The following is a 19,991-nucleotide window of genomic DNA, read 5'->3' as shown; positions in this document are numbered from 1 at the left end:
TATGGTGTAAAAAATGCGATTCTGCACTAACTTTGATTTTGAATAACTATTTACTCTAACTCTCCACATTTAACCTTCGAAAACTTCAACCTCCATATTATTTTTGAAGCTTTGTTTGGAGCCATTGCATGAGGTGATTTTAGAACAAACCAACCATATCGAACATATCGAATTTTTCTGTAGATGCTTCGTTCTATATATAATTAATGCTCTAGATAGTTCGTGCTACAGCTAGGCGGCAAGAGAGGATATCTCAGGGAGCATACACAAGTATGTGACCTGAGTAGCCGAACATAGCCAACAACGCTATAGTGCAAAATATGACGAACCATTTTATTCTTGACTCTTAACCTGCTGCCAAAGCCCTTCCATCTCATCAAGTGTAGCACTTTCTGTCGTTTTGCCACTTTCCGCTAGGCTTTTTTCGATTTGACGAAAACGGCCTTCAAATTTGTTGCAAGCTTTTTGCAACGCTATTTCAGGTTTATGACCTAAATGGCGAGATAAATTCACTACGGCAAACAATAAATCGCCGATTTCTTCCTCTAGGTGAGTTTGGTCAACAACCGCCTGTGTGGCTTCTTCCATCACCTCTTCAAGTTCTTCATGAACCTTACCCACAACAGGGCCTAGCGTATCCCAGTCAAAACCGACCGAAGCACAACGCTTTTGAATTTTATAGGCTTTCATTAGTGCTGGGAGCGAATTCGGGATATCATCTAGCACAGAAAACTGCGATTTTTCAGCTCGCTCTTTTGCTTTTCGTTTTTCCCACCCCTCAATCACTTCCGAGCTGCTCAATGTGTTATTTGTATCAAAAATATGTGGGTGACGATGTTCAAGCTTATCGCTCACTGCTTGGCAAATATCATTAAAATCAAACAATGATTTTTCATTCGCCATTTGCGCATAGAAAACCACTTGGAACAATAAGTCGCCCAGCTCACCTTTTAAGTCGTTAAAATCTTCACGTTCTATCGCATCAAGCACTTCATAGGTTTCTTCAAGTGTATAAGGTGCAATAGTTTTAAATGTCTGTACTTTATCCCATGGGCAACCTGTTTGTGGGTCACGCAGCTGTGCCATAATGGATAATAAGCGTTCGATTTCGGGTTTTTCCTGACTCATTGTATTAACCTTTGATTTTCTTTTGTTTCTAATTGTCATCTTTATCTCAAACTTACCAGATATAAAGGCAAATCAACAAATTTTTCCCAACAAAAGAAAAAACAAAGAAAAGATTATTGAATATTTGCAAAAAATTATTTTCAAAATAGTTTGAATTGCAGCTAGGCGGCAAGTAAACGAGCCCCTAGTCACATACATCAGTATGTGACTAGAGTGAGAGCGCGCAGCCAACAACGCTGCAGCTCAAAATATGAAGAAAATGTAGGAGCATACATCAGTATGTGACTAAGGTGAGAGCACGCAGCCAACAACGCTACAACTCAAAATATGAAGAAAACCACTGACAATATAACAGTACTGATTTTCAAAATAGTTTGAGATGTAGGTAGGCGGCAAGCGAAGATATCTCGGGGAGCATACATAAGTATGTGACCCGAGTAGCTAAGTGTAGCCAACACCCCTACAACTCAAAATATGAAGAAAATCACTGGGAATGGCGTTTTGCCTCAATAACATCCGGCAACTGATTTAATTTTGCTAACACCCGGCTCAGCACCTCAATATTATACAGCTCAATTGTCATATCTATCGTTGCTAATTGCTGCTTCACATCGCTGCGGCTACTGACGCCAAGCACATTAACCTTCTCATTAGCTAATATTGTCGTGATATCACGTAGTAGACCACTACGGTCATTGGCGACAACTCTAACCACGAGAGAATAACCACTGGAATAGTTTTCTCCCCAAACTGCATCTATCACACGTTCTGGCGCATGACTTTGCAGCTCAGCTAATTGTTCGCAATCCGCACTGTGAATAGAAATACCTCGTCCTTTCGTGATAAAACCGACAATTTCATCCCCTGGAATTGGCTGGCAACAACGTGCAATATGGTGCATTAGGTTACCAACCCCTTCAACCACCACTCGACCACTACCATGGGATGGTGCTCTTGGGAGTGAAGACTTACTTTCTAATGTCTTCATTGCCGCGCGGTCTTCTTCTTCTGCGGTGGCTTTGTTAAATTTGCTTTGCAGGAAATTCACTAATTGGTTGATACGAATATCACCACCACCAATTCCGGCTAAAACTTCATCCAATGAGTGAACATTATAGCGCGCGATTAGCAGTTTTTCGGCCTCTCGGAGGCTGATATCAAGCTGCGATAATTCGCTATCAAGAATTTGGCGCCCTGCGAGAATGTTTTTATCTCTATCTTGTTTACGGAACCAATTTTGGATTTTGGCTCGTCCACGGCTGGTTGTTACATACCCTAAGTTAGGATTTAACCAGTCACGGCTTGGGTTTGGATGCTTTTGAGTGATAATTTCAATTTGGTCACCCATTTGTAATTGATAGCTAAATGGAACAATACGCCCACCTATTTTTGCACCAATACAACGATGGCCGACATCACTGTGAATGTGATAAGCGAAATCAAGCGGCGTCGAGCCTGCTGGCAAATCCACCACATCCCCTTTTGGGGTAAAAACATACACTCTGTCATCAAACACTTGGCTACGAACTTCATCTAGCATTTCGCCAGAATCTGCCATTTCTTCTTGCCATGCAATCAGCTTACGTAACCACGCAATACGGTTTTCGTAGCTACTTCCTTTGCCAATACCAGTCGCGCCTTCTTTGTATTTCCAATGCGCCGCAACCCCCAGCTCTGCATCTTCATGCATTTGACGGGTACGAATTTGAATTTCAAGTGTTTTGCCGTTTGGCCCTAATACTACTGTATGAATCGATTGATAACCATTAGGCTTTGGATTCGCCACATAGTCATCAAACTCATCAGGAAGGTGGCGAAAATGGGTATGAACAATTCCTAATGCAGCGTAACAATCCTGCAAGCGTTCAACGACAATACGCACCGCTCGCACATCAAACAGTTCATCAAATGCCAATGATTTTTTCTGCATTTTACGCCAAATACTATAAATATGCTTAGGTCGGCCATAGATATCTGCTTGAATATTCTCTTTTAACATGTACTTACGTAAGGTTGTTACGAAAGTATCTATGTACTCTTCACGGTCAATACGACGTTCATGGAGGAGCTTTGCAATTTTCTTATATTCATCGGGATGCAAATAACGAAAACAAAAGTCTTCTAACTCCCATTTTAACTGCCCAATTCCTAGGCGATTTGCTAAAGGAGCATAAATATTTGAACACTCTTTTGCAGCTAAGACGCGCTCATCTTCCGTTGCATCTTTGACTTCACGTAAATGAGCAATTCGTTCCGCTAACTTAATAACAACGCAGCGGAAATCCTCTACCATTGACAGTAGCATACGACGAATATTATCAACTTGTGTCGAGCTGGTTTCGCTTGATTGTGTTGCTTTGAGTTGGCGGATCGCATCCATTTCCAGCACGCCTTTAACAAGTTCGTGAATGGATTTGCCAAATTCCTCAATAACTTCTTGTTCTTCTAACTTCCCTTCTTCCACTAAGGGGAAAAGCAAAGCCGCTTGTAAGCTGCCGATATCCATACTTAATGTCGATAGGATCTCGGTCATTTCAATACCGCGCCACAGCAACAGAGAGGCGATTTCTTGTCCGGCTAATTTATCGTGACAATATTGCCAGGTATGGATGAGCTTTTCTTCTGATTGTTTATTGCTCAATCCCAGGCCGTTAACCCACTTTTCTGGGGCAAACTCACCTGCTGGGGTAAGATGCGCACTTCTTACTGCAACCATATGTTCTCCCTACCTATTAAACCTCTGGGCGACGGATAAATAACGCCATTGACTCTAAATGGCTAGTTTGCGGAAACATATCTAGCATCCGCAACTGTAATAATTGATAGCCCCCATCGAGTAAAGCTTTGCTATCTCTTGCCAATGTTGTGGGGTTACATGAAACATAGACAATTTTTTCTGGCATCAGTTTAATTAAATGTTCCATAACGCCAGCGGCTCCAGCCCTAGCTGGGTCTAATAACACTTTATTAAAGCCATGAACCGCCCAAGGTTGTGTGTGTATCTGGGCTTCTAAGTTTTCATTATAGAATGTCGCATTACAAATAGTATTGAGCTGTGCATTGTTTCGTGCCTGTTCGACTAAATTTTCCACACCCTCAACACCCACAACGGATTTCACTAACCGTGCAATTGGCAACGTAAAGTTACCCATTCCACAAAAAAGATCTAATACCCTATCTTCACTGTTTAGATCTAACCATGCTAAAGCTTGTTCTACCATCTGCTGGTTAACTTGCCCGTTCACTTGAATAAAATTTAACGGATTAAATTTTAGTAACTCCCCTGCAACTTGATATTCAGGTTGTGGCGAATTTGGTGACAGAGCCTGTAAGTTTTCATCATTACCCGCTAACCAGATAGACACTCCGTGCTGATTTTCAAAATCGCTTAACTTTTGGGTATCTGATAACGAAAAAGGGGTTAAGTAGCGAATCAATACAATTTTACAATTGTCTGCACGAATAAGTTCTACATGCCCCAGTTTCGCTTTATTACTGAGCTGGTTAATACATTCAGAAAGTGGTTTTAATAAAATATCCAAATCTGGGGATAAGATAGGACAATTTTTTATATCAACCAATGTGTTAGATTGAGATTGACGAAACCCCATAACGACATTTTTACTTTTAGGCTGATATTGTAGCCCTAATCGAGCTCGACGGCGGTAACCATATGGCTCACCACTAATCACCGTAGGAACAGATATATCTAGCGATGTTTCGCGCTGCATCAGGTAAGCTAAGGCATGAGCTTTGCTTTCTCTTTGCAGTGCAATGTCAACATGTTGCTGTTGACACCCCCCACATTGATTAAAATAACGGCACCGAGGCTTTACTCTTTGTGGGCTCGTGCTCAAGCGTTTAGTCACCTTCCCTTTAGCAAAATGCCGCTTCTCTTCCGTCAATTCAATTTGTGCTTCTTCTCCAGGCAATAAACCTGTTACAAAAATGGTTTTTCCTTCGATACGGGCAACACCTTGCCCAGCAGCATCGAGGCTATCAGCTACAACCGTGATTTGACGGCGTGAAGTGGTACGGCGATTAGGAGAGTAAAATTGAGCCATAAAGTAGTCACTACAGAGTATTAAGTTATAAAAATCATGATTGCCGAATTTTCAATTTTAATGCGTTGTTTTTTTCGCTAATTAATCCAGAAAAACGGTCAGTCCCATTATACCTGTTTTTCCTATCATTTGATTGACTACTTTTCCATTTTTATTATGCCATTCAATTATTATATTAGTTACTAACCATAAATTTACGATATTCTTCATAGGCATAGTGGTCTGTCATACCGCTAATATAGTCTTGAATCAAACGAGCTCGATAATAAAACTCCAGAATAGATTTATCTGCTTCATTCGTTGCAGAAATTTTCTCAAGTGCTTCCGTGTAAGATAAGCGATGCTTATTAGATAATTTATGGAACAATCTCGTTTCAATGAAAAAGTGCTTGTGGTAATTTTTTTCAACGAGCTCAGCAAAATCCCTTCTATTCATCATCAGTAATGGGCTATAAAAATCTAATAACCCACTGATAATTCGATAGCCTTGCAACTCTAACTCTTCAACTTCATGGTGGTTAAATACATGTTTAAAAGCCACTGTTTTCAATACTTTCAGTAATCTATGTTCTGGGCTTTTATCTTCTAACAAAGCGCTGTTAAAAGTGCCATTATAAATTTCAGGCAGATGTTTAATAAACTGCAGTGCACTGTAATGAGACAACTTCCCTGTAATATTCACGCGCAAATACATAAAGAACTGATCTTGCTGAATACGCCTTGTGTGGTTGTCACTGATATTATTGAAAGCTCGCATGACAGTTTGATCGAACAAATCATTTTGTTCAATATCACCCCACTCTGCTTTTAAGTACTCAATCAACTGCTCAACAGTAAAAATGCCTTTTTCCGCGGCATCATCTAAATCAGCAATACAATATGAAATATCATCAGCCGCTTCCATAATATAGGACAGAGGGAAACGGCAGTATTTCTCCATATCGAGTTTTTTGGTTAACTCACTGACAAAGTCCACCTCTGACCAATAATAGCCTGGTTTTTTCATCAAATAATCAAACTCAGGAGGAATTGGCTCCAAATCATAAGCTCCACGCGTATATTTTAAGATAGAACCAATTTGTGCATAAGTTAAGTTTAGTTTGAGTAAACGATGCGCCATGCGCAGCCCTTGCGCATTACCTTCAAATGAGCATAAATCCTGCTTTAATTGACGGCGGAATAAGTCTTGCTTTTCATTTCCAGTTAATTGTAATGCCGGTATTTGGCATGGGTCAGGGGAATTGGGTGTATATAAGTAACTTGGCGACAGTAACTTGGTAAACCACCGTTGAATTGCGGCCTCACCAAAGTGCCCAAATGGTGGATTACCGATATCATGCATTAAACAAGCCATTTCGACTAAGCTTTCAAACGCATCACAACGTTCATTTAACCCATAGGGCTCCAGTAACTTTTTCTTTTTTAATTCACCTAAAACCGTTTTACTGATGTAACGGCCAACCTGCTGAACCTCTAGTGAGTGAGTTAATCGGCTACGCACTGCTGCGTTTTGCTCTAAGGGAAAAACTTGTGTTTTTTGTTGTAAGCGGCGAATGGCTGCTGAATTGATAATCCGCCCACGATCACTTTCAAATAAGCGATTAACCGCATCTTCATCTTTAGATGAAATTTTTTGGTTTTTCGCACTGCTCATGTAGTTACGCTGAAAGTGTAGCTTCTTAACAAAATTAATCTCACCCACTCTGCCACCTTCCCTATTTCGATTGATGTTTCATTATATAGCCTAAATACAGGAAAAAACCTTCACGACTCACCTTTCAATGTTACACTTCGTGCATCTTTGTAATTTCGTTGTCAAAATTCGAGTTGTTGCAATTAAAATTGCGAGCCCACTCGAAGAATGCAGCAATAACACAATAAAACATTATCGTCCCTAGTCAAAATATTGACACTATATTGACATTAATAGTGCAAATTGTGCAGGGAAAAGGAGACAAAATGAAAGTTGGAATAATTGGTGCCATGGAACAGGAAGTGGCGATTTTGCGCTCACAAATTGAAAACTGCCAAACTATTAACCGTGCTGGTTGTGAGATTTATACAGGCCAAATTAATGGCGTTGACGTTGCGTTATTGAAATCAGGTATTGGTAAAGTCGCAGCCGCAATCGGTACAACACTATTATTAGAGCATTGCCAACCAGATGTCGTGATTAACACAGGTTCCGCAGGTGGTTTAGACCCTCATTTAAACGTCGGCGATATCGTGGTTTCTACAGAAGTTCGTTACCATGATGCTGATGTGACCGCATTCGGTTATGAACCCGGCCAAATGGCACAGTGTCCGCCAGCTTTCGTTGCTGATACTAAGTTAATTGAAGTTGCTGAGCAGTGCATTAAGTTATTGGATATGAACGCTGTTCGTGGATTAGTCTGTAGCGGTGATGCTTTTATTAATGGTGCTGAGCCACTAGCGCGCATCAAAGCGATGTTCCCACAAGTTGCGGCAGTAGAAATGGAAGCCACCGCGATTGGTCAAGTATGTCACCAATTTGGCATTCCATTTGTCGTCGTTCGTGCCATTTCAGATGTTGCAGATAAAGAATCCCACACGAGCTTCGATGAGTTTTTACCTGTTGCTGCCCGTCAATCTTCCCTGATGATCACAGCAATTTTAGCTAAACTCGCTTAATCATTTGCAAAAAAGGTATAACCATTTGTTAGTTATACCTTTTAATTAATTCTACGATGAATTTTGTTATGAAACGAATTACGCATTATTTTTCCCTTACTATCACCTTATTATGTGCTTTATTGGTGGCCTTTTCTGCTCTAGGAGCAACAAAGCAGCGCGTTATTAGTTTATCACCGGCCAATACTGAACTTGCTTATGCAGCAGGGCTTGGAGATAGCTTAATTGCGGTCAGTGCTTACTCCGATTACCCAGAGCAAGCAAAAAAATTAGAACAAGTCTCTGATTGGCAAGGTTTAAATGTAGAACGTATTATCGCACTTAAACCTGATTTAATCCTCGCATGGCGAGGAGGTAACCCCCAGCGGCCTCTTGATCAACTCGCAGGCCTCGGTATCCCAATTATTTATTTCGATCCTCAAACTATTGATGATGTCATCAACTCAGTGATTGAATTAGCACAATACAGCCCAACCCCAGAGATAGCACAACAAAATGTTGAAAAAATGCGCTCTAGGCTCGCTCCTTATCAAAAAGAAAAAATTTCTAATAAAAAATCAAAGAAAGTGTTCATTCAACTCGGTACTCAGCCTTTATTTAGCGCAGGTAACCACACGCTGCAAAATGATGTCGTAGAGTTTTGTGGTAGTGAAAATATTTTTGCTAATAGCGCAGTTCAATGGCCTCAAGTCAGTCGTGAGCAGGTGCTCACTCGCAAGCCAGATGTAATTATTATGACTGGTTCAGCCGAACAGGAAAAAACAGTGAAAAAATTTTGGCACTCACAGCTCAATGTTCCAATTATCCGATTAAATGAAGATTGGTTTCACCGAGCAGGCCCAAGGATTGTTAATGCGACAGAACAACTGTGCGAGCAGTTAAACGCATTATCTGATTGAGAATTACAAATTACAAATTACAAATTACAAATTACAAATTACAAATTACAAATTACAAATTACAAATTACAAATTACAAAAATTTTCTAAATAGTTCGAGTTGTGGCAAGGCGGCAAATGAAGATATATCGGGGAGCATACATTAGTATGTGACCCGAGTAACTGAATGAAGCCAACACCGCCACAGCTCGAAATATGACGAAAATTAGACGCTGAAAGACGAACCACACCCACAAGTAGACTTAGCATTCGGATTGGTCACAATAAAGCGCGAACCTTCTAAGCCTTCAGTATAATCAACACTTCCACCCACTAAATATTGTAGGCTCATTGGGTCTACGACAAGAGCAACGCCTTGTTTCTCGATTGTCATATCGCCTTCATTGATCTGGTCATCAAATGTGAAACCATATTGGAAACCGCTGCATCCGCCACCAGTGATATAAACACGCAGACGCAGGTTTGGGTTGTCCTCATCAGAGACCAGATCTTTAACTTTAATTGCTGCCGCATCAGTAAATTGCAAAGGCAGAGCTGCATCATCACTCATTTTTTACTCCAAACCGGTGACCGGTAAATTCATGTGTAGGCTTAAACCTACTCAGATCAATTAACCTAATTATCCGCCACTTGACTAAATGGTTCAAGTGTTGTTACGCAATTAGACACATTGTGCATATCTTCGTATCAACATTTGGTTTAATTGGTGTGGTGCTTTAGAATGAGAGCAATTTTTTTCTTAGCCTCTTTCTGGAGCCCTGCGATGTCACAATCTGAAAAACTTTACGCACAAGCAAAAGAACAAATTCCTGGTGGTGTAAACTCCCCTGTTCGTGCTTTTAATGGTGTTGGTGGAACCCCATTATTTATTGAAAAAGCGGATGGCGCTTATATTTATGACGTTGATGGTAAAGCCTATGTAGATTATGTTGGCTCATGGGGACCAATGGTTTTAGGCCATAACCATCCTGAGATCCGTGATGCCGTGATCAAAGCGGTTCATAAAGGATTAAGTTTTGGTGCTCCGACTGCCGCTGAAGTTGAAATGGCTGAATTAGTTTGTGAACTAGTCCCCTCTATGGATATGGTACGCATGGTAAATTCAGGCACTGAGGCTACCATGAGCGCAATTCGCCTAGCTCGGGGTTACACAGGCCGTGACAAAATCATCAAATTTGAAGGCTGCTATCATGGCCATGCAGATTGCTTATTAGTCAAAGCGGGCTCTGGTGCGCTTACTATGGGCGAACCAAACTCTCCTGGCGTTCCTGAAGATTTTGTAAAACACACATTAACTTGTACCTATAATGACCTATCTTCAGTCCGTCAAGCATTTGAAAATTATCCAGAAGATATTGCATGTGTCATTGTTGAACCTGTTGCTGGAAATATGAATTGTGTACCACCAACAGCTGAATTTTTACCCGGTTTACGTGCATTATGTGATGAATTCAATGCCGTACTCATCATTGATGAAGTCATGACAGGCTTTCGCGTCGCATTAGGTGGAGCACAAGATTACTACGATGTTCAGCCTGATTTAACCTGTTTAGGTAAAATCATCGGTGGTGGTATGCCTGTTGGTGCCTTCGGTGGCCGCCTTGAAATTATGGAAAAACTAGCACCAATTGGACCTGTTTACCAAGCTGGGACCTTATCTGGTAACCCTGTCGCGATGGCTGCTGGCCTCGCTTGCTTAAAAGAAGTCTCTCAGCCGGGAGTCCACTCACGTTTAAATGAATTAACAGAAAAGTTAGCTCGTGGTTTAAAACGTGTTTCCGCAGAGCAAGGTATCCCGATGGTTATCAATCACGTCGGTGGCATGTTTGGTATTTTCTTCACCGACGCCCCAACCGTAACTTGCTACCAAGATGTGATGAAATGCAACGTTGAGCACTTTAAGAAATTTTTCCATTACATGTTAGAGCAAGGTATTTACCTCGCGCCTTCTGCATTTGAAGCTGGCTTTATGTCTATCGCCCACAACGATGAAGACATTGAGAAAACTATCAAAGCCGCAGAAACTGCATTGATGAAAATTAAAGAGAATTAATTCACATTGATGTTATAGAGGTGAAATTTTATCCATTTTCACCTCTATTTTTTATAGTTAAGAATAGATAACTCTAGGTTCGACACCACAATTCCCTAACTAATTAGTATTCAAATAATTAGCCTTTCAAATAAGCAATTCGCCAACTAATTAATTCTCTAAATAGTTCGAGTTGTGGCAATGCGGCAAATGAGGAAATCCCTAGGAGCATACACAAGTATGTGACTAGGGTTGACGAATGAAGCCAACACAGTCACAACTTGAAATATGACGAGAAAAGCCTTACACCACAATTCCCTAACTAATTAGCATTCAAATAATTAGCCTTTCAAATAAGCAATTCGCCAACTAATTAATTCTCTAAATAGTTCGAGTTGTGGCAAGGCGGCAAATGAGGAAATCCCTAGGAGCATACACAAGTATGTGACTAGGGTTGACGAATGAAGCCAACACAGTCACAACTTGAAATATGACGAGAATTTAGGGATTATTGCCAAACATATCCTTAACCCAATCCGGCGCATCATCTTGTTGCTCGCCATTATTACCATTTAAGTCCCAGACCGGGGCTTGCTCTTCTGACGCTTGGCATATCCCTTCTGGGTTATCTGTCCAAATCGGCAACATTCTACCGCCGCCGAAGTTTGAGCAACTTAATTGGCCGTCAGCAGTGACTTGCATATCAACAATGCCCTCTGGTGCACGGTTGATAAGTGCTAATGGCGCTTGGTTATCTAAGTAGCGTTGGTACACTTTCAGTGCGCCTGTCGCCCCTGTTAATTGTGTTGGACCGTTATTATCACGGCCAACCCACACAATCGCCACTTCTTTGCCATCAATACCTGCATACCAGCTATCGCGTAGATCGTTAGTTGTCCCTGTTTTACCGGCTAAATTATACTTGGCGTATTTGGTCAATAAGACTCTGCCCGTACCTTGTTTAACCACTTGCTGCATACCATACAATGTGAGGTATGCCGCTTGGGAAGGTACTGCTCGCTCTGCTGATGGGTAGCTTTGGTAAATTTCATTGCCATCTCCATCAATAACAGAACGCAATGCAGATAATTTCGCACGATTACCGTCACCACCAATGGTTTGATAAACTTGAGCAACTTCCGCTGGTGTTAGGTTAACTGCACCTAATAACATCGCAGGAACTTTTTCCATGGCAGCCGCAGGAGCTCCTAAGCGTACAAAAGTATTAAACACTTGGTCTAAACCAACCTCTAGCCCTAAGTTTACCGTTGGGATATTTTGTGATTTTGCCAAAGCGTCAACTAACATCATACGGCCGTTGAAATTACGGCTGTAGTTTCTTGGGCTCCAGTTTTGATTCCCGACTTTTACTGTTAGTGGCTCATCTTTTAACCATGTATTTAAACGAAAACGGTCCGGTTCACTTAGTGCAGCGAGGTATACCGGAGGTTTTGCCAGAGAACCAATGCTGCGCCGTGCATTTAACGCACGGTTAAACCCTGAATATTGGGGCTGAGAACCACCAACCATAGCGCGTACTTCGCCATTAATGCGGTCAACTACCACCATTGCCCCTTCTATGTCATCTAATTTACGAGATTTACGTAAATCAGCGACACCATTCTCAACTGCATTTTCAGCCGCAGTTTGAGCCACAGGATCTAGAGTGGTAAAAATTTTCGCACCAGAGAGTTCTTTAACTTTATCGCCCAATTTTTCATTGAGTTCTAAACGAACCATTTGCATAAAGGCAGGTTGAGAAGCCACTAGCCCTTCTTTATTTTTCACACCGAGAGGCCTTGCGCTCAGTACCTGATACATTTCTTGGTCAATCACACCGCGTGTTTCCAAGATTTTCAGTACGATATTACGGCGTTTAATTGCATTTTGTGGCTTAGTCCAAGGGTTATACGTTGACGCCCCTTGCACCATACCGACTAATAACGCCTGTTGATCAAAACTTAGTTCGTTGATTGGACGACCAAAGTAATACAAGCTCGCTAATGGGAAACCTCGAATTTCATCATTACCATTTTGGCCTAAAAAGACTTCATTTAAATACAGCTCTAAAATACGCTCTTTGCTGTAGTTGTAGTCCAGTAAAACCGCCATGTACGCTTCATTGGCTTTACGTTTTAATGTCCGTTCATTGGTCAAAAAAAGATTTTTGACCAACTGCTGAGTTAAGGTACTTCCCCCTTGAACAGAGCGTCCTGCACTTAAGTTAGCAACAACAGCACGGCCAATAGAGTACAAACTGACCCCATCGTGCTCATAAAAGTTTCGATCTTCGGTTTCTAGTAAGATTTTAACTAAGGACTCAGGGAAGTCAGATATCGGTAAAACTAACCGTTGCTCATTATTCGCCGACTGCATCATCGTGATCAGTTTCGGGTCCAAGCGGAAAAAGCCAAATGAGCGGCCGTTTTCCATATTTTCAATTTTGCTCAACGCGTTATTATCAAACACCATACGCGCGAGTATTTGCCCTTCTTTTTGATCAGGGAAATTGAACGGCCGGCGTAAGATTTCGATACTATTACCGCGTACTACAAATTCGCCCGATGTCGTTATTTTACTCACTTTACGGTATTGCATACCTTCAAGCAGGCGAACCATTTCAGCCTGGCTGTAGTCCATGCCCGGTTCAAGATTAACCATCCGGCCGTATACTGCGGCGGGTAAATCCCAAACCTTACCATCGAGACGTTCTTTAATTTGTTGGTTTAAATAAAAACCATATGCCGCGAGTAAAACAGCAAACACGATCATCAGTTTGACTAGCAGCCAAAACCAACGCCATTTACTTTTTACCTTCCGAGGCTTGTTCTTTTTTGAGCCTTTTTTAGCCATTTGCTCTTCTTCGTCTTCATCATCGAGATATTGTTCATCAATATCATCATCTTCAAATAAATCTTCATCGTCATAGTCATCGCGGTCTCTACGGCGGCGAGATGAAGACTGTTTTTTCCCAGCAGTTTTTTTATTACGTCTGCCGATCGGTTCAAAATCTTTACCTGACATGGTCACTCCATATCACATGACAAAATAACTTAATAACTCACTAGTTACGCCAATTTAGTGGTTAATTTTGGCTCATAACCTCAGAGATTTCACCAAAGAAAGCTCTTAATTACATTTCCTTACTCAGGTTAACGCATCGATAGCCTGAATGAGGAAACCCGCTATTAGAGCACAAAAATAGGTTATTTCGCACCCATCATCGCTTTTTTTGTTTGTCTCGTTGGCGCAGTATTTGCAGGGTCATCCGGCCATAAATGCTTTGGATAACGCCCTTTCATCTCTTTTTGTATCTCTTTATAGCTGCCCTGCCAAAATACGCCAAGGTCTTGTGTAATCTGCAATGGCCGCATCGCAGGAGAAAGCAAAGAGAGCGTAATAGGAATTTTCCCTTGTGCTACTGTCGGGTTCGCTTTTTCCCCGTACATCTCTTGCATACGAATAGCTATCACTGGTGGCTTATCTAACGAATAGTGAATACTTACATCATGTAAAGATGGCGCTCGATAGGTCTTCGGAAACATACTTTCTAACCACTGTTGCTGCTGCCAATCTAATCGATTGATTAATAAAGAGGCTAAATCAATCTGCTGTAGTTTTTGCTTATTTGTTATGCCATCAAGATAAGGTTCAAGCCATTCATCTAACGAATCTAATAGCGCTATATCATCAAAATCAGGAAAAACAATATCAGGAAAATGCCGCTTAGCTAGCATGCAGCGAATACACAATTGCAAAGCATCTTCCTGCCAATTTAACTGCTGCAAGCCATTTTGCTTCAACCAATAAACCAGCGCTTGGCGAATCTCAGCCTTATCAGGGTTGCTCAAACGTTCTGATTTCACTACTAATTGACCACATTGCAAGCGTTTCCAAGCTAATAAGGTCCCTTTTTGTTCATCCCATTCGACCGTTTCTTGAGTGTTAAATAAAGATGGGCAATCTGCTTGTAATCTGTCAATTTCAATAGGGTAAGCCAAGGAAATACGCGCATCAGCCATATTTTCGGGTTGCCATAAAGACACCACCATCAACCACGACTCTCCCATTAGCCTATCCGATTCATCCAATATAGCCCCTAAACCACTCGCTAATTGATAGCGATGTTGGTTATCTCGAGATTTCGCAATGCGATCGGGAAAACCCACAGCTAACAACGTTGGTAACCACTCACTAATTAGCGCATCTTGCTGACCAATGGTACTCAACACTTTGTGTTCGCAAAGTGCTGATGCTCTCTTGCACCACCCCTCAGTTGGCCTTTCTATATAATAACGAAGATCCGCATCTTGTTGACGAGGTGGTTCCTCGATAATCGCCACCAACAGCGCAGCTAATTGGATAACAGACTGATTTTGGCTTTGTTGTGCTTTACATAACATTGCCGCTGTTCGTACTGAACTGCCTAACTCCGCCATCTGCTGCCCAAAAGGCGTTAACTTGTTTGCTGCATCAATAGCACCTAATTTGCCAAGTAAATTTTTTGCCGCTGATATTGCCGGTTTAGGGGGTAAAGTCAGCCAATTCAGCTGTGCGGCATCGTGACAACCCCATTGTAATAAAGATAACCATAAGCTGCTCAAGTCACTTTGTGCAATTTCGGCCTCGCTAAATTGTGCCGCACGCTCAGCCTGCTCTTCACTGAATAAGTGCCAGCAAACACCTTCTTCCAAACGGCCTGCTCGGCCTGCACGTTGTGCCATCGACGCTTGGCTAATTCGCTGTTTAACTAGTTTTGTTAGTCCTGTTCGTGGGTTGAACTGACCCACACGTTCAAGACCACTATCCATCACAAGGCGGATCCCTTCAATCGTTAAACTGGTTTCCGCAATATTGGTGGCTAATACGACCTTTCGCACTCCTTCTGGTGCCAGCTGTATCGCCTGTTGCTGAGCCTGTAGAGATAGTGCTCCGTATAAAGGACATAAAAGTATGTCCTCACTAACCATCAAAGCGAGCTCTGCTCTTACTTTCTCGATTTCCCCCATACCTGGAAGAAATAATAATAAAGACCCGTGCTCTTGTTGCAATAACTGCCAAGCCGCTAGCGCCACTTCTTTATGGAAGAGATTATTTGGGTTAATCGGATAATATTCACGTATTACGGGGAACGTACGCCCTTGTGAGGTGATAACTGGAGCATCAGGAAACAACTGATTCAGCCCTTGATTATCCAATGTCGCTGACATCAATAGAATACGTAAATCTTCACGTAAGGCTTGCTGTGAATCAATTAACAAAGCGAGACCTAAGTCTGCCTGTAAATTTCGTTCATGAAACTCATCTAAAATGACTAAGCTAACCCCTTCAAGCATTGGGTCATTTTGCAGTAAGCGGGTCAGTACGCCTTCTGTCACGACTTCAAGACGCGTGTGGCGACTAACTCTAGTTTCAGAGCGCATGCGTAAACCGATGGTATGACCGATATCTTCACCAAGTTGCTGTGCGAGGCGAGCCGCTACTGAACGTGCCGCTAAGCGACGGGGTTCCAACATAATAACCCGCCCATCAATAACCCCACTTTTTAATATTTCTAACGGTAAAACCGTTGATTTACCTGCACCTGTAGGTGCATGAAGCAAAACTTGAGGTGAAGCGACTAACGCGGTAAGTATGTCCTCACAAACTTCGAATATCGGTAACACTGAGGTTATCACTCCATGTATTTAACTTTTACTGTCAGACATTGTAGCATTAGCCTCTTTTGCCAGTAAGCATATTACCGACAACGATAGCGGAGATCCCATGGAATTTGAACCCGCCTTACAACCAGCTACTCTGATTAAGCGTTACAAGCGCTTTTTGGCTGATGTTACTTTACCGAGCGGTGAAGAAATTACAATTCACTGTGCGAATACAGGCGCTATGACAGGTTGTGCTACCCCTGGTGATACCATCTGGTATTCGACGTCCAATAATACAAAACGCAAGTATCCGTATAGTTGGGAGTTAACCCAAACCACAAATGGCCACTTTATTTGCATTAATACCCTTCGTGCGAACCAATTAGTTGCACAAGCCTTAGCCGAAAAACACATTCCAGAATTATCCGAATACAGCGTAATAAAGTCTGAAGTTAAATATGGCACAGAAAATAGCCGAATCGATTTCTATCTCACGCAAAATGGATTACCAGATTGCTTTATCGAAGTAAAATCAGTAACTTTACTAGAAAATAATCAGGGGTTCTTTCCTGATGCAGTGACACTTAGAGGCCAAAAGCATTTAAGAGAGCTCATGCATATTGCGAAAGAAGGAAAAAGAGCCATACTATTGTTTGTTGCTTTACACACAGGTATTCACGTAGCATCTGCAGCGGCACATATTGATAAACAATATGCGCTCTTATTGGAGGAAGCGAGACAAAGTGGTGTTGAAGTGCTTTGTTATCAAGCTGATATAACTATTCAACAAATGGTGTTAAGTAAGCAGATTCACTTTAACTCTATTAAATAAAGTTTTTTTAACCGTTTTTTATACGAGGCCGCAGAGTTCTGGGCGCTAAAAAGGGAATAAACACGCTCGCCCTCACAGCATTACAAAACTCATTGCAGGAACGATTGCCAAGAGCGCAGTCTTCTGCTATTTATAGCGACCTTAATTTTTCCCCCTTGGGGTTTTTGTAAAATTTGCGTGTGTAGGAGAAGCATTATGCAAGAAGGGCAAAAACGTAAGACATCGTCCTTAAGCATTCTCGCCATTGCTGGGGTTGAACCCTATCATGAAAAAGCTGGCGAAGAGTACATGAACGAGGCCCAGTTGGCGCATTTTAAGCTCATTCTCGAAGCATGGCGCAATCAACTCAGAGATGAAGTGGACCGGACTGTTACTCATATGCAAGATGAGGCAGCTAACTTTCCAGACCCCGTTGATAGAGCCGCTCAGGAAGAAGAATTCAGCCTTGAATTACGTAACCGGGACCGTGAACGTAAACTGATTAAGAAAATCGAAAAAACGCTGAAAAAAGTTGAAGATGACGACTTTGGCTATTGTGAATCATGTGGTGTAGAAATTGGTATCCGCCGTTTGGAAGCCCGTCCTACCGCTGATTTATGTATCGACTGTAAAACATTAGCTGAAATTCGCGAAAAGCAAATGGCTGGCTAGTGTCTATATGGAGTCCTGAACGGCGCATATTACTGCGCCGTTACAAGGAAACGTTACATTCTGTTATGTTCCACTCAGAGCTTATTCCTTGCGTTAGCTATCACATAAAATCTATCCTTCCCGCATCTTTTTGCCAATTGGTTGGCGATAACGTCCTACCGTGCTCTTTTAAGTAAGATAAACATTTACTTTCACGTAATTTTTTACGGAGATAGATTAGGCTGTTATTTAACCCCATAGTTTGAAGTTGAATAATCCTCTAACAACAAAAAAGCGCTTAAAATAAGGCTTCTAAACCTATACTTCTATAGTGAGATCGCTTTTTGAGCTATTATTTTGCGTAAATTTTATTGGTAACGTTTATAATTAGAGATGACTTTTATTCGTTTAACCATTCTCAAAGAAACTTCTGTGAGCTATGATTAGCCGCTTATTTTTGTTTAATGAATATTGGTAATGACATCGAGGTGTACTATTTTTAACCGAGTAGCAAATTTCTGCCGTAATATTTTATCTCGCAATACAGACGCATCCCCTGAAGATGTAGAACAACATCGTGATACTTCGCGAGATATACAGGCAGCCGGTAAAAGGCCAGTCACTCATTCTGCTCATGCGCAAACCGCATCTAAAGAGCAGAACACCGCTCAACCCCATAAAACAGCCACTATTAAAAAAACGGTTCGTCAATCTCAACGTGCCGATTCAACACCTGAGAAGCGCCCTACAATGACAACCGTAAACGACGAAAACATTACTGTTATCCCGCGTTCCGAACATCCTATTTCGCGTAGTGATATTAGTGACAATGCATTAAAAGTACTGTACCGCTTAAATAAAAGTGGCTTTGAAGCCTACTTAGTGGGTGGTGGTGTGCGTGATTTGCTTTTAGGCCAAAAGCCTAAAGACTTCGATATAACTACGAACGCAACACCTGAGCAGATCCGCAAATTATTTCGTAATTGCCGTCTAGTTGGTCGTCGTTTCCGTCTAGCCCATATTATGTTTGGCCCCGAAATTATTGAAGTTGCAACTTTCCGTGGCCACCATGACCAAAATGTGTCAGATGACAAAAACTTATCTGCACAAGCGCAAAACGGTATGTTGTTACGCGACAACATCTTTGGTTCTATTGAGGAAGATGCGATTCGTCGGGACTTCACCGTTAATAGCCTATATTACAATATTGAAGACTTCACATTACGTGACTACGTTAATGGTTTGAAAGACCTCAAAGCTGGCGTTATTCGTTTAATTGGTGACCCTGAAACGCGCTATCGTGAAGACCCAGTCAGAATGCTAAGAGCGGTACGTTTTGCCTGCAAATTAAATATGAGCATCGAGCCGAAAACCGCAGAGCCAATTTACCAACTCGCTCATTTATTGAGAGAAATTCCATCTGCTCGGTTATTTGAAGAATCACTCAAATTACTCCAAGCAGGCCAAGGTTACGCGACTTATAAAATGCTCAAAAAATATGGTTTGTTTGAGCAACTTTTCCCTGTTGTCGCAAGCCGATTTACTGATAACAGTGATTCGCCAATGGAAAAAATCATTGAGCAAGTCCTCAAAAATACTGATTTCAGACTAAAAAATGATAAGCGTGTTAACCCTGCTTTTTTATTTGCTGTTATGTTATGGTATCCAGTTACTGAGCATGCTGAGAAGCTATCTCAAGAAGGCGGGTTGGCCTATTACGACGCCTTTGCGCTGGCAATGAATGATATATTAGATGAACAGTGCCGCTCGATTGCGATCCCAAAACGCATTACAACCACTATGCGTGATATTTGGTTATTGCAATTACGCTTACCTCGCCGCCAAGGTCGTCGCGCAAATAAACTCATGGAGCACCCAAAATTCCGTGCAGCGTTTGATTTATTAGAATTAAGAGCCAATGTTGAGCACCGCAACGAGTTACAAGAGTTAGCGTTATGGTGGACTGATTTTCAACAAGCGAATAATATCAAACAGCGTGAAATGATTTCGGAATTAGGTAGTGCCCCTACTCGCCGCCGCCATCGCCCACGTTCATCACAAGGTGGAACCGGCGCGCGCCGGCCGAATAAGTCATAATAGATAGAGAGA

13 protein-coding genes are annotated in these 19,991 nt (G+C 41.7%); 6 read left to right on the top strand and 7 right to left on the bottom strand.

The annotated features are described in order from the left end of the window. Positions 1-333: 333 nt before the first annotated feature. From mazG to dgt, 4 genes are all read right to left on the bottom strand, one after another. Positions 334-1,128 carry a nucleoside triphosphate pyrophosphohydrolase gene (gene mazG, locus M1F26_RS04945; RefSeq protein ID WP_140171249.1) on the bottom strand — a complete coding sequence of 265 codons (795 nt, stop codon included), beginning with the start codon at positions 1,126-1,128 and terminating at the stop codon, positions 334-336. A gap of 484 nt (positions 1,129-1,612) precedes the next feature. Then, positions 1,613-3,844, bottom strand: coding sequence for a GTP diphosphokinase (gene relA / locus M1F26_RS04940; RefSeq protein WP_140171250.1), 2,232 nt, complete (start codon positions 3,842-3,844; stop codon positions 1,613-1,615). 16 nt (positions 3,845-3,860) lie between these two features. Continuing rightward, positions 3,861-5,192, bottom strand: coding sequence for a 23S rRNA (uracil(1939)-C(5))-methyltransferase RlmD (rlmD, locus tag M1F26_RS04935; protein ID WP_140171252.1), 1,332 nt, complete (start codon positions 5,190-5,192; stop codon positions 3,861-3,863). A 175-nt stretch (positions 5,193-5,367) separates the two neighbouring features. After that, on the bottom strand, positions 5,368-6,894 hold the full coding sequence (dgt, locus tag M1F26_RS04930; protein ID WP_140171254.1) for a dGTPase: 1,527 nt from the start codon (positions 6,892-6,894) through the stop codon (positions 5,368-5,370). A 257-nt stretch (positions 6,895-7,151) separates the two neighbouring features. Here dgt and mtnN point away from each other — a divergent pair, with 257 nt between their 5' ends. After that, the gene (gene mtnN / locus M1F26_RS04925) at positions 7,152-7,844 is read left to right on the top strand and encodes a 5'-methylthioadenosine/S-adenosylhomocysteine nucleosidase (protein WP_140171256.1); all 693 of its coding nucleotides are present in this window, start codon (positions 7,152-7,154) and stop codon (positions 7,842-7,844) included. A gap of 68 nt (positions 7,845-7,912) precedes the next feature. After that, on the top strand, positions 7,913-8,743 hold the full coding sequence (gene btuF, locus M1F26_RS04920) for a vitamin B12 ABC transporter substrate-binding protein BtuF (protein ID WP_227528908.1): 831 nt from the start codon (positions 7,913-7,915) through the stop codon (positions 8,741-8,743). A 205-nt stretch (positions 8,744-8,948) separates the two neighbouring features. Here the strand turns inward: btuF and erpA are convergent, their stop codons facing one another. Beyond that, positions 8,949-9,293, bottom strand: a complete 345-nt coding sequence (erpA, locus tag M1F26_RS04915) for an iron-sulfur cluster insertion protein ErpA (RefSeq protein ID WP_004260480.1) — start codon at positions 9,291-9,293, stop codon at positions 8,949-8,951. 213 nt (positions 9,294-9,506) lie between these two features. Between erpA and hemL the strand changes: the two genes are divergently transcribed. After that, positions 9,507-10,796, top strand: a complete 1,290-nt coding sequence (gene hemL, locus M1F26_RS04910) for a glutamate-1-semialdehyde 2,1-aminomutase (RefSeq protein ID WP_140171359.1) — start codon at positions 9,507-9,509, stop codon at positions 10,794-10,796. A gap of 480 nt (positions 10,797-11,276) precedes the next feature. Here hemL and mrcB read toward each other — a convergent pair whose 3' ends face one another. Together mrcB and hrpB are read right to left on the bottom strand one after the other, a co-directional pair. Beyond that, complete coding sequence (gene mrcB, locus M1F26_RS04905; protein ID WP_140171258.1) at positions 11,277-13,799, bottom strand: bifunctional glycosyl transferase/transpeptidase; 2,523 nt, start codon at positions 13,797-13,799, stop codon at positions 11,277-11,279. A 182-nt stretch (positions 13,800-13,981) separates the two neighbouring features. Continuing rightward, positions 13,982-16,441 (bottom strand): ATP-dependent helicase HrpB, encoded by a 2,460-nt coding sequence (gene hrpB, locus M1F26_RS04900; RefSeq protein ID WP_140171259.1) that lies wholly within the window; start codon positions 16,439-16,441, stop codon positions 13,982-13,984. Positions 16,442-16,541: 100 nt separating this feature from the next. Between hrpB and sfsA the strand changes: the two genes are divergently transcribed. The 3 genes from sfsA (at position 16,542) to pcnB (ending at position 19,979) form a co-directional block, all read left to right on the top strand. Beyond that, positions 16,542-17,252, top strand: coding sequence for a DNA/RNA nuclease SfsA (gene sfsA, locus M1F26_RS04895; protein WP_140171261.1), 711 nt, complete (start codon positions 16,542-16,544; stop codon positions 17,250-17,252). 195 nt (positions 17,253-17,447) lie between these two features. Further along, positions 17,448-17,903 carry an RNA polymerase-binding protein DksA gene (gene dksA / locus M1F26_RS04890; protein WP_004260494.1) on the top strand — a complete coding sequence of 152 codons (456 nt, stop codon included), beginning with the start codon at positions 17,448-17,450 and terminating at the stop codon, positions 17,901-17,903. Between the two features lie 729 nt (positions 17,904-18,632). Then, on the top strand, positions 18,633-19,979 hold the full coding sequence (gene pcnB, locus M1F26_RS04885) for a polynucleotide adenylyltransferase PcnB (protein ID WP_206077539.1): 1,347 nt from the start codon (positions 18,633-18,635) through the stop codon (positions 19,977-19,979). Positions 19,980-19,991 lie beyond the last annotated feature (12 nt).

This window comes from Providencia sp. PROV048 (assembly GCF_033688165.1).
GTDB classification, from domain to species: Bacteria; Pseudomonadota; Gammaproteobacteria; order Enterobacterales; family Enterobacteriaceae; genus Providencia; species Providencia hangzhouensis.
Note: the sequence above shows the minus strand (reverse complement) of the source record. Positions and strands in the feature narration are given on the sequence as shown.

Excerpts from the sequence above, each read along its gene's own strand:
- mazG (WP_140171249.1), bottom strand. The coding sequence starts at position 1,128 with ATGAGTCAGGAAAAACCCGAAATCGAACGCTTATTATCCATTATGGCA.
- relA (WP_140171250.1), bottom strand. The coding sequence starts at position 3,844 with ATGGTTGCAGTAAGAAGTGCGCATCTTACCCCAGCAGGTGAGTTTGCC.
- rlmD (WP_140171252.1), bottom strand. The coding sequence starts at position 5,192 with ATGGCTCAATTTTACTCTCCTAATCGCCGTACCACTTCACGCCGTCAA.
- mtnN (WP_140171256.1), top strand. The coding sequence starts at position 7,152 with ATGAAAGTTGGAATAATTGGTGCCATGGAACAGGAAGTGGCGATTTTG.
- btuF (WP_227528908.1), top strand. The coding sequence starts at position 7,913 with ATGAAACGAATTACGCATTATTTTTCCCTTACTATCACCTTATTATGT.
- erpA (WP_004260480.1), bottom strand. The coding sequence starts at position 9,293 with ATGAGTGATGATGCAGCTCTGCCTTTGCAATTTACTGATGCGGCAGCA.
- hemL (WP_140171359.1), top strand. The coding sequence starts at position 9,507 with ATGTCACAATCTGAAAAACTTTACGCACAAGCAAAAGAACAAATTCCT.
- mrcB (WP_140171258.1), bottom strand. The coding sequence starts at position 13,799 with ATGTCAGGTAAAGATTTTGAACCGATCGGCAGACGTAATAAAAAAACT.
- sfsA (WP_140171261.1), top strand. The coding sequence starts at position 16,542 with ATGGAATTTGAACCCGCCTTACAACCAGCTACTCTGATTAAGCGTTAC.
- dksA (WP_004260494.1), top strand. The coding sequence starts at position 17,448 with ATGCAAGAAGGGCAAAAACGTAAGACATCGTCCTTAAGCATTCTCGCC.
- pcnB (WP_206077539.1), top strand. The coding sequence starts at position 18,633 with ATGACAACCGTAAACGACGAAAACATTACTGTTATCCCGCGTTCCGAA.